This is a genomic window from Pedobacter jeongneungensis (genome assembly GCF_039538295.1).
In the GTDB taxonomy this organism is placed as follows: Bacteria; Bacteroidota; Bacteroidia; order Sphingobacteriales; family Sphingobacteriaceae; genus Pedobacter; species Pedobacter jeongneungensis.
Genome location: NZ_BAABBY010000008.1, coordinates 36,233 through 52,278, shown reverse-complemented (window position 1 = coordinate 52,278; position 16,046 = coordinate 36,233). Strand labels below are relative to the sequence as shown.

The window sequence follows — 16,046 nt, the reverse complement described above, 5'->3', positions numbered from 1 at the left end:
TTCATTAATGTAATTATTCATACTGGCTAAAAGTTTGCTCTAAACGTTTTTTAATTTTAGAAATCAAGAACCTCGGCGAAAGCACCTTAACGCATTCTCCAAAACCCAGAATTTCCCGTTCGAGTTCATAGTTTAATACGACATCGATCCGAAAAGTGGTTGTTTTATCGTTTTTTGATAAGATTACCTGCGATGCATGCAAAGGTTTGGTTACCACATAAGGTGCATGATCGTTGGTAAATTCAAGAATCACTTTCTGGGCACGATCTTTCTCATTTTTGGTTACACCTATTAAATCTTCGTAATACCGGTCGAAATCTACACCCTGGTAAGGAACAAATTCTTCGTTGGGCAATTCCTGAAATTCTATAATCCGATCCAAAGCTAAATTTAAGATCCCTGGTCGTTTTTTGGCCTTACAGATTAAAAACCACCTGTTTCTATACTCCTTTAATAGATATGGAAAATAAATACCCTGTTGCGATTGCTGTGCTTTGAATGATTTATACTCAATTAATAACGACCGTTTATTTAAAACTGCCTGGTACAAGGGTGGAATGCACTCTAAACCCTTAACCAATTTATTGCTTTCCAGCTGGATATTATTCCCGCTCTGCTTGGTCGATTTGTAGAGGTTATTTTCCAAACGGGCAATCATATCGCTCATTTCGTCGAAATAATTGAAGGCATTAAATTGTTTCAGTACTCCAACAATTTCCTTCATTTTATCTACATCCGCATTGTTGATGGGCGCCTTGGTAATACTGAAATTTGGATCTTCATAAGCGTAAAAGCGTTTATCTTTCACAACTATTGGTGCATTGTAACCCAGTTTATCACTCCGCATCAGCTGAATATCGGCCTGAACAGTGCGTTTACTTACCCCGGTGGTAATCCCTTCCAATTCGTAAAGCGTTTCCGATACTTTCTCGATAAGATCTTCTAATGTCCATTTCCGGAAACGGTTTCTCAAACAATCGTCTATAGTTTTATACCTGATTAGCGCTAATTTATTTACTGCCATTTTGGAGTGGTTTTAGGTTTTTATCAAAAATGTGGTGATTTTCTTTAACCTAAATATACAAAAGCGCTCCACATCTACGCAATACAGATGCGCAGTTTATGATAAACAGAAATATTTTTCACGAAAAATAAAATTTATTGCGTTAATTATCAAATAGTTAAATTTTTTGTCATAAAATAATCTTAACTACGCAAATAAGCCGCGTAGTGGCGATGGCATCTTTGTAATGTCAGAACGGCAAAGAGAATTGCACTGATTAAATAAAAGGTTAAATACTTAATTCAACGATTATGAAATTCAATTTCTTTAACAAAAACACTCAGGTAACCAAAAATCATGAAGGTGCAAAAGCATATATCATGAGTCCTGAAATGGAACTGTACACTGCAGTTGTGACTACTGGATTGAACGATTCGTTTTACGAAGCTGGCAACAGCAAGCTGGAAAGAATTAAGGGTTTAATCCAAAAATGCAATCCAGAATTTATTGCGAGGTTAGCTGTTTATGCCAGAACGGAAATGAATTTAAGATCAATACCAATGGTTTTATCGGTAGAACTGGCAAGAAAAACATCTGGTAACTCTATCGTAAGCAAAATGGTAAACCGAGTTGTTTTACGTGCAGATGAGATTACCGAAATGTTAGCTTACTATCAAATTGCAAATGAGCGGACTGAAACCAAAAAATTAAATAAACTTTCTAAGCAGATACAAAAAGGTTTGGTGTCATCTTTTAACAATTTTGATGAGTATCAATTTGCGAAATACAATAGGAACGCCGAGGTAAAATTAAAAGACGCTTTGTTTCTGGTTCACCCTAAAGCTAAAAATGCTGATCAACAGTTGATATTCAACAAAATAGCATCTGATAGTCTAGCAACGCCCTATACCTGGGAAACTGAGCTTTCGGCTTTAGGAAAAAACAGATTTGAAAATGAATCTGCCAAAGCAATGGCCTTTACCAAAAAATGGGAAGAAATGATCGAAAGCAAAAAAATTGGTTATATGGCCTTATTGAGAAACCTGCGCAACATTTTGGAAGCTAACGTTTCAGGTCATCATATTGAAATGATCTGTAGCTATTTGTCGAACGAGAAAGCAATTTTAAGCTCGAAGCAATTGCCTTTCAGGTTTTTATCGGCTTACCGTGAGATCAAGGTAATGAAATCGAAATATGCTTCGGCTATTTTAGACGCCCTGGAAGATGCGGTAATGTGCAGCGCAAAAAACATTAAAGGTTTTGGTATTAATACCTCGGTAGTAATTGCCTGCGATGTATCAGGTTCAATGCAACATGCCATTTCGCCAAAAAGCTCGATATTTTTATACGATATCGGATTGATGCTGGCGATGCTGTTACAATCACAATGCAAAAATGTAGTATCGGGCATGTTTGGCGATACCTGGAAAATAATCAATATGCCAAAAAGAAATGTTTTGGCAAACGTTCAGGAGTATTACAGACGAGAAGGTGAAGTAGGCTGCTCTACAAACGGACATCTGGTTATTGAAAGCCTGATTAAAAAGAGAGAAGTGGTTGATAAAGTGATGTTATTTACAGATACACAAATGTGGAATAGTAATCATACCAGTCATTCTTTTGCCAAATCATGGGCTAATTATAAAAAAATTGCTCCGGATGCAAAGTTGTACTTATTCGATCTTTCAGGTTATGGTAAAGTGCCTTTAGATATACAAAAAAATGATGTTTATCTTTTGGCAGGATGGTCGGATAAAATTTTCGATATCCTTTCAGCTATGGAAGATACCAAATCTGCTTTAGAAAAAATAAATCAGATTGCATTGTAAACCCCTCCCGCAATATTTGGTTGCGGGAGTTTAAAAGAAATTAAAAAAAGCAAGTGTCGTAAGGAAGAGTTACTTCGCACTCTTAATGCCCGTGTCGCAGGTTCGAATCCTGCCCCATGAAAATGGGTAGCTCAGTGGTAGAGCAGGAAACAGTCTCTTTTTGCCTTTTACCTTGCTAAAATAATTATGTATATTAAAGAATTAAAACATGAATTACATTAAAAACCCCTCCCGCAACATTTTGACTGTGGGAATTTGAAAGAAATTAAAAGATTAGCAAGTGTCGTAAAAAAGAGTTACTTCGTATTTAGGGATACCCGGGTTGTAGGTTCGAATCCTACTTCTTATAAAATAGAATAGCTCAAGTGGTTAGAGCAGGAAAACAGTCTCCTTTTGCCTTTTACCTTGCTTAATTAAAATAAAACAGAATGCCGTAAACAAGAGTTACTTCGTCACAATTGAGGGGAGGAATAATGAAGTTGTAAAACCAGCAAGATTATCCGGTTCGACTCCGGCAACGACTTGCCCCGTAAACTTTTGTTGCTTTTTTGCTTCTGTTAATTAAAAAATTAAGATGCCGTTGTGCAAGTGTTACTTCGATTGGTTGAATAAAGTGCAGGTTCGAATCCTGCTAGTAAATACACACTTGCCAGTATTGCTCTTAAAAATTACGCGCTCTCAAAAAATGGGTGCCGTTGAAAAATGTTACTTCGTCCAAATTAGAATCAATACATTTTTCGCTTATCGCCTCATTAATTAAATAAGCTAAATTTAGAAACCCCTCGGTTAGGTTCATGTTGCCTGCCGGGGATTAATAAAAAATAAAATGAAAACCACCATCATAAATAAGCTTGCAGAAATAGAACGATCTAACGACATCAAAATATTATTTGCCTGCGAATCAGGAAGTCGTGGATGGGAATTTCCATCACCGGATAGCGATTTCGATGTCCGTTTTATCTATGTGCGTCCACTTAATTATTATCTTTCTGTTTCGGAGAAAGACGATCATTTTGGTTTCCCGATCAATGACGAGTTAGATATATATGGTTGGGATATAAAAAAGGTGCTTAAATTAATCCGTAAATCTAATACCACTCCTTTCGAATGGCTGCAATCCCCTATTGTTTACGGAGAACAGGCTCATTTCAGGGATGAATTATGGACATTGTGCCAATCTTATTTCTACAGGAAGAAGAATATCAACCATTATTTAGGAATAGCACATGGCGCTTTGGAAACCGTAACAAATGGCAACGAAATCAAGATCAAAAAGCTTTTTTATGTGCTTCGTTCTTTACTTTCGGCAAAATGGTGCCTGGAGAAAAATACAATCGCACCAATGACCATCGGTCCGCTTTTAACCCTGATGCCAGCCCAGCTTCAAAAATTGGTAAAGGATTTAATCACGCTAAAATCGACTTCTGCCGAAGGATTTGTCATTAGAATAGATCCTGAATTAGGGGAATACATCGATGAAGAATTTAAAAGCTGTACCGAACGTGCCAAAGATCTGCCCAAAGAAAGTTTCGACACCGAAATGCTCGATGCCTTTTTTAGAAACACAATAAGCCGTTATGACCATTAAAGATTTAAAAGATCAAAACCTGCTTTTATTTGAATGTTTAAGTGGCAGCAAAGCTTACGGATTGGATACGCCACAATCAGACACTGATATTAAAGGAATTTTTTACATGCCAAAAGAAATGTTTTTTGGACTGAAGTATATTCCTCAGGTCAGCAATGAAAGCAACGACGAAGTATATTATGAAATCGGCCGATTTGTTGAATTACTGATCAAGAACAATCCGAATATCGTAGAAATATTAGCTACTCCAGAAGAATGCATCCTGTATAAGCATCCAATAATGAATAAGCTAAATATCGGTATGATTTTGTCGAAACTATGCAAAGATACTTTTGGTGGATATGCCTTAACCCAGATCAGAAAAGCAAAAGGCTTAAATAAGAAAATTTTAAACCCAATGCCAAAGGGAAGGAAAACAGTTTTGGATTTTTGTTTCATTACAATTAATTACTCATCAGTCAAAGTTAAAAGCTGGCTTACAAGAAACGGTGTTGCGCAGGCAGATTGCGGATTAGCGAAAATTCCGAACACTAAAAATCTTTATGCTCTATTTCATGATGCAGAAAAGAAATTTAATTATAAAGGGATTGCAAATAAAGAAACTGCTAACGAAGTCTCCGTATCATCTATACCTGCCGGGGAAAAAGAAATTGCCTATCTCTTTTTCAATCAGGATAGTTATTCATCCTACTGTAAAGAGCATAGCGACTATTGGGAATGGGTAGAAAAACGGAATGAAGTACGGTATGCAACAAACAAAAGTCACGGTAAAGATTATGATGCCAAAAACCTGATGCACACCATCAGGCTGCTTCAGGTAGCGCTCGAAATTGTACGTGATGGAAAACTTAGCGTAAAACGGCAAAACCGCGAGGAACTTTTATCTATAAAAAATGGCGAATTTGAATACGATCAAATATTAAAAATGGCAGAAAATCTGATGTTACAAATAGAAAAAGAAACAGTAAAAAGTAAGCTTCAGGAAAAGCCTGATGCAAAACTGATTGAATCTTTACTTGTAGAAATGAGAGCAGAACTTTATGCCAGTTAATAAGTTAAAAAATGAATAAAAATATAAGTGGTAACAACCTGATAGAAAAAGGTTATACCAAAGAGATAAATACAAATAAAATATGGTTTACATCCGATAACCATTTTGGACACAAGAACATTATCAGGTTTACGAACCGGCCTTTTTCAGATGTTGAGGAAATGAATCAGGAAATGATTAACCGGTGGGACGAAAAAGTTGGAAAAAATGATGATGTTTATCACCTTGGAGATTTTGCCTTGGCTTCGGCGGGTAAAACCCGACAATTAAGAAAACAGTTAAATGGAAAAATCCATCTGATAAAAGGAAACCACGAAAGTTCGGCACTGGAATGTGCTGATTGTTTTGAATGGATAAAAGATTATTATGAATTGAAAGTCAACGATCGTAATGGCCCAAAACATATCGTATTATTCCATTATGCCATGAAGGTGTGGAATGCAAGCCATCACGGAACCTGGCATTTATACGGGCACTCTCATGGAAGTTTAAGAGATGACGAAACTTCACGCTCTTTTGACGTTGGCGTAGACAATCACAACTTTTACCCATTATCATACGATGAGGTAAAAAAAATAATCATGCAAAAGAAATGGACACCTCCTTTTGGTCCAAGAGATAAATAAAATTACAATGAACAACGACATAACAGGTAATAACCTGATCGAAATAGGTTATACCGAAGGAAAAATAGTAGGCCTGGCCTTAAATATCCTGAAAGATAATTTTGCAGATATTGAAGAAAAAGAATTATTGGCCTTATTTAAAAAAGTAAAAGACTATCCCGAAAGTTTTTTGGACGACGAGGTATTGAATACATTGGCAGCAGCCGTGGTGGAAGAAGCTAATCCAAAATCAGACGGATCTATCGAACTGATCAACGATGCTAAAAACTATTCCATTTTTGGCGCGGATTATATTGAAGAAGGTGCAAGAAATCAAATGAATATTGCCATGAAACTGCCTGTTTCGGTAGCGGGTGCATTAATGCCCGATGCGCATCAAGGTTATGGTTTGCCAATCGGTGGTGTTCTAGCCACCAGAAATGCAATTATTCCATACGGTGTTGGTGTGGATATCGGTTGCCGTATGGCTTTGAGTATTTTCGATATTCCTGAAAAACATTATTTCGGGAAAGATGCGATGTACAAAAGAGAATTGATCGCGTTTACCAAATTCGGCGCAGGTCAGAATTTTAAAGGCAATGAAAGGGCCGATCACGAAGTTTTAGAAGATGAAGCGTTTAACTCTACTCCCTTTCTTAAAAACTTACATGGAAAAGCCTGGGCACAATTGGGAACTTCGGGTGGCGGTAACCACTTTGTAGAATGGGGAATTATTGATTTTGCCGAACGCGATGAGATTTTAAACATCGATAAAGGCCGTTACGTGGCTTTGTTAACCCACTCCGGTTCGCGTGGTTTTGGAGCTACCGTTGCTGATCATTATACCAAACTGGCGAAAGAGATCTGTAAACTCCCTAAAGAAGCTGTAAACCTGGCTTATCTCGATTTGAATAAGGCCGAAGGACAAGAATATTGGATCGCGATGAATTTAGCCGGGGATTACGCCTCGGCTTGCCATGAAGTGATCCATAAAAGATTAACAAAGGCAATCGGTGCAAAAGTTTTAGCTAAAGTAGAAAACCACCATAATTTTGCATGGAAAGAGATATTTGAAGGCGAAGAAGTAATTGTGCACCGAAAAGGTGCTACCCCAGCAGGCAAAGGTGTAATGGGAATTATTCCGGGAAGTATGACGGCTCCAGGTTTTTTGGTGCGCGGTAAGGGCGAAACAAACGCCATCAACTCGGCGTCGCATGGTGCCGGACGTGCAATGAGCCGCTCCAAAGCCTTTCAATCGATTACGAAATCAGATATGAAAGCGATTTTAAAGGACCATAATGTAACTTTAATCGGTGCAGGTTTAGATGAAGCACCAATGGCTTATAAAGACATTAACAAGGTGATGGCAGCACAAACAGAACTGGTTGATGTGGTGGCTAAATTTGAGCCGAAAATGGTGCGAATGGCCGATGATGGAAGTAGAGAGGATTAGTCCCCGGTCTAAAGTCCTTGGTCAAGAGTATATAATAAAATCCAATAAAAAAGTCGTCATCTCGACTGAAACGCAGTGGAATGGAGGGATCTATCTCGAGATAGATTTCTCGACTGCGTTGCACTCCGCTCGAAATGACGGTGAAATTAAAAAACCCTCTTCAAAATTAACTGAAGAGGGTTTCCTGTATAATTATAACCTTATTTCAATTTATTCAAAGCTGTTTTAATCCTTGGCAACATGTCTTTGATATCCTGTAAAGTACAAGCACCAACAGATGCCCTGAACCATGGCATACTATCTTCGTTCCCGAAGGCCGAAAAAGGTACCAAAGCGGCTCCGGCTTCTTTGATCAGGTAGAAATTTACATCTGCACTGTCTTTTAAAACCTGACCATCTTCGGTCGTTTTTCCGATATAATCGATTTTAATGGTTAAATAAATGGCACCCATCGGCTCCACGGCATCAACGTTAAAACCTTCGGCTTTTAGCTCGTTAAAACCATTGTATAGCGCATTTAAACTATCCTGGATTTGCGCTTTAAAGCTGGTCAAAAATGTATCAACCTGTGTTTTCTCGTTAAAATAATTAGACATGGCTACCTGCTCGGCTTTTGGTGCCCAGGCGCCCATGTGGCCCACCAAAGCTTTCATCCTGTTAATAATATCTTCAGGACCAAAACCCCAGCCAACACGCACACCTGTAGCCGCTAAACACTTAGAGCTGCCATCAACAAAAACGGTAAATTCGCGCATTGCCGGACGTAATGAAACCGGATTGACGTGCTCTTTACCAAAAGTTAGAAGCGAATAAATCTGATCGTACATCATGTACAATGGTTTTTCATCGGCGCCACGCGTAGCATTTTCTTCTAAAACCGCATCGCAGATTTCGGCTAACGAATCTGCATCGAACATCGTTCCGGTTGGATTTAATGGTGAACATAAAGCCAATAAAGTTGCGCCTTTTAAATGCGGTTTCAACTGTGCTGCAGTTGGCATAAAATTATGTTCCGCATCAGTTTCTACTGCAATGGTTTTAGCAGAGGTTAAATGCGAGTAGTGGTTATTGTTCCATGATGGTGCCGGGAAAACCACAGTATCACCCGGATCGATCAAAGCCAAGTAGGTAGCATAAATCAAAGGACGCGAACCACCAGAAACCAAAATACTGTTGGTATTATATTCCAGTCCGAACCTATCTTTTAACAACTCTGAAACGGTTTCCCTTAAAGGCAAAACACCATCTGCAGGTGGATAATTCGTTTGATTTGCGTTATAAGCCTCCACAATCCCTGCTTTTAATTCAGTTGGAATCGGGTAGATGTTGGCATCGAAATCGCCGATGGTTAAATTGGCAATTGAAGCGCCTTTGCGTTTCATTTCGTTAACTTCGTTACCAATTTTAATAATTTCTGAACCAATTAATGAACTGGCCAATACTGAAACTTTCATATGTATATGTTTAATTTCTACTTTAAACTGTTTGGTAACATTGTTAAAAATGGCAAACATTTATCGTAGTCTAGTTCGTAAAAATTAACCCCCAGGTTAATATATTTATAATATTCCGGCTGGTGTTCTTTATAATATTTCTCTGACGGAATTTTCCAAAGGTCATTTCCTAATTTTTGTGCCAAAAACCATTTTTCAAGCAATCGCGCGGCCCTGCCGTTTCCATCTCTAAAGGGATGGATATGAGCAAACCTCAGGTGTATTAAGGATGCAAAATAAAATGTTTCTTCAACACTTAACTTTGCCAAAAGCAATTCAGCAACTTCCGCAAAAAGCGTTTTCATAGCATCTGTTAAATATTCAGCCTCAATAGCTAAATAGACTAATCCAGATTGACCGAACACACCAACTTTATCGTTTCTGTACTTTCCACGCAGGCTTGAAATAAGCAATTGCTTTGCCAATAGTTTATGGCATTTCAGAAAGTTATTTTCTGTTAGTTTATTCTCCTGAGCAGTTTTATATGCTAAAATCAGGTCTTCAATTTCCTGAATCTCTTTAGTAGGTTTAAATTTTTCTTTTGAAAAAGCAAGATTCATAAAAGAATTTAAATCAATCGTATTTCCTTCAATGTTTGAAGAATATACTGCAGATACCTGAGTTTGATAACCCAGATTTCCATTTTGCTCAACAAAATCAAACTGATTTATAAGGGTTTCTAAATCCTTACCTATTAATTCATGATACTGATCAAAATATTTTTTATCTGTGATTTTCATTCAGTTCTACCTAGCGGCTTAAAAGAGTCTTTCTCGTTTAACGGATTAAATCTTCTATTGCTTTATTCACTTTTCCGAAACCAAATTGCGAGAGCACATTCTGCATTGCTCCACTAATTTGCTCATTACAAAGGTTGCCTATGCTTCCTTCGTGCGTATGATGTATTTGGCCAGATGGAGCAAAAGTACCATTTTCTATCTGTTCGCCAACAATTTTATAAGCCTCTCTAAATGGAACGCCTTGCAGCGCCAGATCGTTCACTACTTCAACGCTAAACAGGTAATCATATTTTTTGTCCTTCAAAATATCATCTTTGATGGTGATGTTCTGAAACATAAAAGTGGCGATTTCCAAACATTCGTTTAAAGAAGTAATCGCCGGAAAAAGGTTTTCTTTTAACAGCTGCAAATCGCGGTGATAACCTGATGGCAAATTGGTAATCATCATAGCAATTTCGTTCGGTAAAGCCTGAATTTTATTGCAGCGCGAACGGATCAGTTCGAAAACATCCGGATTCTTTTTATGCGGCATAATGCTCGAACCTGTAGTCAATTCTGCAGGAAAGCTGATGAAACCGAAATTCTGGTTAATGAACAAACAAACATCCATTGCCATTTTGGCTAAAGTTGCGGCTACAGCGCTCATGGCCTGCGCTAAAATCCTTTCGGTTTTACCACGTCCCATCTGCGCATACACTACATTATAGTTTAAGCTTTCAAAGCCTAATAATTCGGTTGTTAAAGTTCTGTTTAAAGGAAATGACGAACCATAACCAGCAGCAGAACCCAATGGGTTTTTATTGGTGATTTTCCAGGCAGCAAGCATCAGCTCCATATCATCGGCAAGGCTTTCGGCATAAGCGCCAAACCATAAACCAAATGACGATGGCATAGCAATCTGCAGATGCGTATAACCTGGCATTAATTTGTCTTTATGTGCATTACTCAACTCAATTAGCTGGTTAAACAGGGTTGAAGTTTGATTAACCATATCTTCAATACATGCCCTGAAAAACAACTTCAGATCGACCAAAACCTGGTCGTTGCGCGAGCGGCCGCTATGGATTTTTTTACCTGCTTCGCCAATACGCTGGGTGAGCAGCCATTCTACCTGCGAGTGCACATCTTCTACACTGTCTTCGATGGTAAAATTTCCGGCTTCGATGTCAGCATAAATGTTTTTAAGTTCCTGCTGAACGGTTTTTAATTCATCAGCTGTTAACAGATTGATGGTTTCTAACATTTGTGTATGTGCCAAAGAGCCCAAAACATCAAATTTTGCCATCTGCAGGTCCAGTTCGCGGTCTTTCCCTACTGTAAAACTTTCTACAAACTGATTAACATCTATATTTTTTTGCCAGATTTTCATTATAGTCTTTATTTTTTAATGGCAATGAAGCTTGCTACGCAGGTTTCATATTCCATTATTTACTGAAGTTCTAAACAAGAAAATTCATCCTGTTTAACAAAATCGTTTATTAATTCTTTTTTTTCTATTAAGGTTTTTGCGATTCCAGTGGTGATATTATTTCCAAAACGAAGCCAGACTATTTTGGGAGGATGCCCATATAAATTCGAAAATTCGTAAAAATCTGCATCGAAGGTTACAATTACATAGCTTTTCTGACCAGCAAAAGTCCAGATTTCCTTATCTGATTTGTTTTCTAATTTCAACCGTCTTATTTGATCACAAGCTGAAAAATCAGCCTCTAAAAGTTTTGTTATCCTATGTGATATGTTTTGGTCGAACAATAATTTCACTAGGCAACTCTTATATTATGTTCCCTGTCTGCAGAGTAGGCCAGACAAGCCAGTACTTCTTCCTCTTTAATTTCAGGAAAATCTTCTAAAATATTCTGAATAGTCATTCCGTTAGATAACCAACTCAAAACATCATGAACAGCAATCCTGGTTCCTTTGATACAAGGTTTACCAAAGCGTTTATTCGAATCGATTTCTATGAAATTAGAATAAGTTTTCATTATGTAAAGATAAACAATATTATAAGAATTTACTTATAGGATACTTTTAAGCCTTTGATTTCGAACCGTTAATCTACAATAACCGGTTTCAGCATATTTACATAACCTGCAACTCCTTCGGCCACTTCGCGTACGTACAAAAACTCATCCGCCATGTGCGATCGGCCTGAAAAACCTGGTCCACATTTTACAGAAGGGATATCCAGTAAAGCCTGATCAGAGGTAGTTGGCGAGCCATAAGTAGTCCTTCCCAATGCCACACCAGCCTGAACTACCGGATGGTTTTTATCAATTGATGAAGGTTTTAAACGGATAGAACGCGGGGTAACATCACAATCAACATTTGCACGGATAATTTCCAAAACTTCTTCATTGGTATAAGCATCCGTTACACGAACATCAACCGTGAAAGTGCAATTTGCCGGCACCACATTATGCTGCGAACCTGCATTGATAATGGTTACTGTCATTTTTAACGGACCAAAAACTTCAGATACTTTATCGAATTGATAATTTCTGAACCATTCGATATCTTTCAGCGCTTTATAAATGGCATTTTCTCCTTCTTCACGGGCGGCATGACCAGCTTTACCGTGAGATACACAATCTAACACCAATAAACCGCGTTCGGCAATGGCTAAATTCATTTCTGTGGGTTCGCCTACAATTCCGAATTCCAGTTCACCTAAATCGGGCAGAACCAGTTCTAAACCGTTATTGCCAGAAATTTCTTCTTCTGCAGTTGCGGCCAGACAGATGTTGTATTTCAGGTTTTCCTGTTCGTAATAATATAAAAATGTACCTATTAGCGAAACCAGACATCCACCTGCATCATTGCTGCCCAATCCGAATAATTTGTCACCTTCAATTGCGGCATCATAAGGATCGCGGGTATAACCAGAATTTGGCTTTACCGTATCATGATGCGAATTTAAAAGCAATGTAGGTTTATTTGCATCAAAATGTTTGTTATAAGCCCAAACGTTGTTCATTTTACGCTGGGTCTTAATCCCTCTCTCCTCCAAAAACTGCGCAATTAAATTCGCCGTCCGGTCTTCTTCTTTACTAAAAGACTGGATGCGGATTAACTGTCGCAATAAATCCAGACTTTCTTTTTGTATATTTTCTAGTAACATAGTATCAAGTAGTTAGTATCAGTAGCAAGATAAGTTTTATCTTTAACCTGTTACTTTTAATTTTGGTTAGGTATATCATCCATCTTACCTTAACCATTTTACATCGATTTTAACCTTCTTTGGTATATAAATTCCCCGCTTTTAAAGCCGAGAGTTTAATACCTTTTATCAGTGATGAACTAAAACCGTTGTGCTCCATTTCGTTTAAACCGGCAATGGTACAACCTTTCGGCGAAGTTACTTTATCTATTTCTGATTCCGGGTGTGTTCCATGTAATAAAAGCAAATCGGCGGCACCTTTTGCAGTTTGCACGGCCATTTTTAGCGCCTCATCTGCATGGAAACCAATTTCTACACCGCCCTGCGATGCAGCCCTAATTGCCCTTAAAAAAAATGCAATTCCACAAGCGCAAAGGGCAGTTGCCGAAGTCATTAAATCTTCGTTTATTTTAACCACAGATCCAACGGTTTCAAACATCCTGGTCACATTTGCTATGTTTTCCACCGAAGCATTATCACTGGCCATACAAGTCATTGATTGGCCGATGGCGATGGCCGTATTTGGCATTACGCGGATTACCTCAACATCAGCTCCAAGCTTTTCCTTCACCGCAGCACAGCTCACACCCGAAATTACCGAAATAACCAAATGTTTAGCAGGAGCTATTGAAGATTGAATTTCATCTAAAACTGTATTTAATTGCTGGGGAAGAACCGCTAAAATCACCACATCAGCATTAACAACAGCTTGTTTATTGTTATTATTTACCTTAAAACCGGCTTCAGCATACGATTTTAAGTGGTCGATATTTCTACGGGTAAGTGTAATGTCGGCAGCTTGTGCAAAATTGGCTTTTACCAAACCTTTTGCTAAAGATAAACCGATATTTCCACTACCGATTATGGCTATTTTTTTTGTCATGTTTACTAATTTTCCTGCGGGTTGATTACACAGATGATTTGATTACACAGATTTATATTTTCCTTCGGTTTTTGAAAAGCAATTTCAGTAATTCTATTGATGTTCAGTCCTGCTATCCATTACAAGTCCCGATGAAAAATCGGAAGCTTTCCATTACTATCAGGTTTAGTTTGCAAAAGCAGTGGTAAATCGGTTTCTTTTTCCCTCCAAATGCCTATAAAATTTACATTCAGAAAGTTAGCACAACAAAGAATTACAAATGCAACTCGGTGCCTTTGTGTCCTGATTGTTAAAATCTTTTAGCGATGAGTTTATGCATCTCGACAACTCCCTCCGCCTTCTACCTTCCTGCCTTCTACCTCTATTTTAGCATTTTGGTTCCGAAAGTACCTTCGGCAAGTTCAGCTAATTCATCTGCTTTACCAATGTACACTGCCGAAACACCTTTTTTAATCGCTTCGAAAGCGTTATGTAATTTAGGGATCATGCCGCCTTGTACCGTTCCATCTGCTTTTAAACCTTCAAATTCATCAGCTCTGATTTCTCTTACTACCGAAGCATCATCATTAACATCTTTTAGCACGCCTTTTTTCTCAAAGCAATATACCAAACGCGTTTCATATAAACCCGACATGGCCACTGCAACAGAAGAGGCAATGGTATCGGCATTGGTATTTAAAAGTTGCGTATCACCATCATGCGTAATGGCACATAAAACCGGAACGAAGCCAGCTTTTAACAAACTATCTAAAGTTGTTGAAGAAACAGAGTTTTCATCCAGATCGCCAACGAAACCATAATCGATTACGGCACCAGCCAATGGTCCTGGAGCAGCACCATGTGTTACGGTTTTTAACGGACGCTTGGTTGCTTTGATCACATTTCCATCTGCACCGCTCAATCCGATGGCATTACTGCCTTTGGCCTGTAACTGGGCTACCATATTTTTGTTGATCAAACCAGCGTAAACCATTGTTACAATCCGCAGGGTTTCGATATCCGTAATCCGTCGGCCTTCAACCATCTTAGCTTCAATGCCTAACGATTCGCCTAGTTCGGTAGCAATTTTACCACCTCCATGCACCAGGATCTTATCTCCCGGTAATGCGGTAAAATCCAGTAAAAACTGGTGCAGGTTTTCTGAATTATCGATTACGTTGCCACCGATTTTTATGATAGTGAGTTGTTTATTCTTCATTTTTATAGAAAATTTCTGAAAGCTGGTGTAGTTTTTCTACAAGTAACTTTTTATCAATGAGTTTAGTTTCATAATCTGCAATTAAGGCTGGCGACAAGTTTCTGGCCAAGGCATATTCCACAACCTCAACATCTTTACCTTTGCACAACAAGACACCAATACTTGGGTTTTCATGAGGCCGTTTAACATCTCTATCCAAAGCTTCGAGATAGAAATTTAATTTTCCCAAAAATTCCGGTTGAAATTCTTCTATCTTCAATTCAAATAGAACCATACACTGCAAATCGCGGTGATAAAATAATAAATCTGTATAGTAATCTTTATTTCCTACCTGCAGTCTGTATTCACTCCCCATATACGTAAAACCTTTTCCCATTTCTAATATGAAATTTTGCAGGTTTTTAATCAATGCCTGCTGCAGGTCATTTTCAGAATGAATTTCGGGTAAAGCTAAAAACTCAAAAACATAAGGGTCTTTAAAAATTCCTTTGGGTAATTGTTTCGTCATTGCTAAATTAAACTTACTACCAAGCATAGTCCGTTCAAAAGTAGCAGAATTTAACTGGCGCTCAAGTTCTCTTACAGATAATTTTTCTTTGATAGAATTATGGATATAAAATAGCTTTTCCTCTATAGTTTTGGTTTTGTTTAAAATGTGTAAATGAGAAGACCAGGGTATTTGTGTCAACACTGTTGTCACAAATTTATTTAACTCATTATCAGCATCTTGAAATTGTGTCATCAGTGTTGACACAATTTCCTTATCACTATAAACTTCATAAAATTGTTTCATTCTATAAAGCCCACGACGATTAAACCCTTTTAAAAAGGGTTGTTTATCTGCAATATAGTTTACTAAATCATTTACAGTCCCATCACCCCATTTCCCATTGGCAACTTTTTCGGAAACAATTTGACCAACATTAAAATATAACATTACTAATTCTGCATTCGCTTTACTGTAAACCCGGTTCCGGGCTTCTGTAATAAGCAAAATAATCTGCTCGAAATCTGTTGTTATATTTTTCATTGGCTTTCCCATCCAA

The 16,046-nt window shown here is 37.9% G+C and carries 15 protein-coding genes; 5 read left to right on the top strand and 10 right to left on the bottom strand.

Annotated elements, in window-relative coordinates:
• Positions 1-13: 13 nt before the first annotated feature.
• Positions 14-1,024, bottom strand: a complete 1,011-nt coding sequence (locus ABD769_RS16370; RefSeq protein ID WP_344852471.1) for a helix-turn-helix transcriptional regulator — start codon at positions 1,022-1,024, stop codon at positions 14-16.
• Positions 1,025-1,314: 290 nt separating this feature from the next.
• Between ABD769_RS16370 and ABD769_RS16365 the strand changes: the two genes are divergently transcribed.
• The 5 genes from ABD769_RS16365 (at position 1,315) to ABD769_RS16345 (ending at position 7,529) form a co-directional block, all read left to right on the top strand.
• A complete protein-coding gene (locus tag ABD769_RS16365) occupies positions 1,315-2,832 on the top strand; it encodes a TROVE domain-containing protein (protein ID WP_344852470.1) in 1,518 nt (505 codons plus the stop codon).
• 826 nt (positions 2,833-3,658) lie between these two features.
• Positions 3,659-4,420 (top strand): nucleotidyltransferase domain-containing protein, encoded by a 762-nt coding sequence (locus tag ABD769_RS16360; RefSeq protein WP_344852469.1) that lies wholly within the window; start codon positions 3,659-3,661, stop codon positions 4,418-4,420.
• Positions 4,410-5,471: a DNA polymerase beta superfamily protein gene (locus ABD769_RS16355; protein ID WP_344852468.1), complete on the top strand. Its 1,062-nt coding sequence runs from the start codon at positions 4,410-4,412 to the stop codon at positions 5,469-5,471. The genes ABD769_RS16360 and ABD769_RS16355 overlap by 11 nt, the downstream gene beginning before the upstream one ends.
• 11 nt (positions 5,472-5,482) lie before the next feature.
• Positions 5,483-6,097 carry a hypothetical protein gene (locus tag ABD769_RS16350; protein ID WP_344852467.1) on the top strand — a complete coding sequence of 205 codons (615 nt, stop codon included), beginning with the start codon at positions 5,483-5,485 and terminating at the stop codon, positions 6,095-6,097.
• A gap of 7 nt (positions 6,098-6,104) precedes the next feature.
• Positions 6,105-7,529: an RtcB family protein gene (locus tag ABD769_RS16345; protein WP_344852466.1), complete on the top strand. Its 1,425-nt coding sequence runs from the start codon at positions 6,105-6,107 to the stop codon at positions 7,527-7,529.
• A 200-nt stretch (positions 7,530-7,729) separates the two neighbouring features.
• Here the strand turns inward: ABD769_RS16345 and ABD769_RS16340 are convergent, their stop codons facing one another.
• The 9 genes from ABD769_RS16340 to ABD769_RS16300 all read right to left on the bottom strand — a co-directional run bounded on the left by ABD769_RS16340 (position 7,730) and on the right by ABD769_RS16300 (position 16,030).
• A complete protein-coding gene (locus tag ABD769_RS16340; RefSeq protein WP_344852465.1) occupies positions 7,730-8,983 on the bottom strand; it encodes a pyridoxal phosphate-dependent aminotransferase in 1,254 nt (417 codons plus the stop codon).
• Positions 8,984-9,000: 17 nt separating this feature from the next.
• On the bottom strand, positions 9,001-9,762 hold the full coding sequence (locus ABD769_RS16335) for a Fic family protein (RefSeq protein WP_344852464.1): 762 nt from the start codon (positions 9,760-9,762) through the stop codon (positions 9,001-9,003).
• Positions 9,763-9,799: 37 nt separating this feature from the next.
• Positions 9,800-11,131: an argininosuccinate lyase gene (argH, locus tag ABD769_RS16330; RefSeq protein WP_344852463.1), complete on the bottom strand. Its 1,332-nt coding sequence runs from the start codon at positions 11,129-11,131 to the stop codon at positions 9,800-9,802.
• A 59-nt stretch (positions 11,132-11,190) separates the two neighbouring features.
• On the bottom strand, positions 11,191-11,523 hold the full coding sequence (locus tag ABD769_RS16325; RefSeq protein WP_344852462.1) for a DUF5615 family PIN-like protein: 333 nt from the start codon (positions 11,521-11,523) through the stop codon (positions 11,191-11,193).
• The gene (locus ABD769_RS16320; protein ID WP_344852461.1) at positions 11,523-11,744 is read right to left on the bottom strand and encodes a DUF433 domain-containing protein; all 222 of its coding nucleotides are present in this window, start codon (positions 11,742-11,744) and stop codon (positions 11,523-11,525) included. Before ABD769_RS16320 ends, ABD769_RS16325 begins: the two co-directional genes overlap by 1 nt.
• 68 nt (positions 11,745-11,812) lie before the next feature.
• Positions 11,813-12,880, bottom strand: coding sequence for a M20 family metallo-hydrolase (locus tag ABD769_RS16315; protein ID WP_344852460.1), 1,068 nt, complete (start codon positions 12,878-12,880; stop codon positions 11,813-11,815).
• Positions 12,881-12,989: 109 nt separating this feature from the next.
• On the bottom strand, positions 12,990-13,802 hold the full coding sequence (proC, locus tag ABD769_RS16310; RefSeq protein WP_344852459.1) for a pyrroline-5-carboxylate reductase: 813 nt from the start codon (positions 13,800-13,802) through the stop codon (positions 12,990-12,992).
• 361 nt (positions 13,803-14,163) lie between these two features.
• Positions 14,164-15,000: an acetylglutamate kinase gene (gene argB, locus ABD769_RS16305; protein WP_344852458.1), complete on the bottom strand. Its 837-nt coding sequence runs from the start codon at positions 14,998-15,000 to the stop codon at positions 14,164-14,166.
• Positions 14,990-16,030 (bottom strand): PDDEXK nuclease domain-containing protein, encoded by a 1,041-nt coding sequence (locus ABD769_RS16300; RefSeq protein ID WP_344852457.1) that lies wholly within the window; start codon positions 16,028-16,030, stop codon positions 14,990-14,992. Before ABD769_RS16300 ends, argB begins: the two co-directional genes overlap by 11 nt.
• Between the last annotated feature and the right edge of the window lie 16 nt (positions 16,031-16,046).

Excerpts from the sequence above, each read along its gene's own strand:
- ABD769_RS16370 (WP_344852471.1), bottom strand. The coding sequence starts at position 1,024 with ATGGCAGTAAATAAATTAGCGCTAATCAGGTATAAAACTATAGACGAT.
- ABD769_RS16365 (WP_344852470.1), top strand. The coding sequence starts at position 1,315 with ATGAAATTCAATTTCTTTAACAAAAACACTCAGGTAACCAAAAATCAT.
- ABD769_RS16360 (WP_344852469.1), top strand. The coding sequence starts at position 3,659 with ATGAAAACCACCATCATAAATAAGCTTGCAGAAATAGAACGATCTAAC.
- ABD769_RS16355 (WP_344852468.1), top strand. The coding sequence starts at position 4,410 with ATGACCATTAAAGATTTAAAAGATCAAAACCTGCTTTTATTTGAATGT.
- ABD769_RS16350 (WP_344852467.1), top strand. The coding sequence starts at position 5,483 with ATGAATAAAAATATAAGTGGTAACAACCTGATAGAAAAAGGTTATACC.
- ABD769_RS16345 (WP_344852466.1), top strand. The coding sequence starts at position 6,105 with ATGAACAACGACATAACAGGTAATAACCTGATCGAAATAGGTTATACC.
- ABD769_RS16340 (WP_344852465.1), bottom strand. The coding sequence starts at position 8,983 with ATGAAAGTTTCAGTATTGGCCAGTTCATTAATTGGTTCAGAAATTATT.
- ABD769_RS16335 (WP_344852464.1), bottom strand. The coding sequence starts at position 9,762 with ATGAAAATCACAGATAAAAAATATTTTGATCAGTATCATGAATTAATA.
- argH (WP_344852463.1), bottom strand. The coding sequence starts at position 11,131 with ATGAAAATCTGGCAAAAAAATATAGATGTTAATCAGTTTGTAGAAAGT.
- ABD769_RS16320 (WP_344852461.1), bottom strand. The coding sequence starts at position 11,744 with ATGAAAACTTATTCTAATTTCATAGAAATCGATTCGAATAAACGCTTT.
- ABD769_RS16315 (WP_344852460.1), bottom strand. The coding sequence starts at position 12,880 with ATGTTACTAGAAAATATACAAAAAGAAAGTCTGGATTTATTGCGACAG.
- proC (WP_344852459.1), bottom strand. The coding sequence starts at position 13,802 with ATGACAAAAAAAATAGCCATAATCGGTAGTGGAAATATCGGTTTATCT.
- argB (WP_344852458.1), bottom strand. The coding sequence starts at position 15,000 with ATGAAGAATAAACAACTCACTATCATAAAAATCGGTGGCAACGTAATC.
- ABD769_RS16300 (WP_344852457.1), bottom strand. The coding sequence starts at position 16,030 with ATGAAAAATATAACAACAGATTTCGAGCAGATTATTTTGCTTATTACA.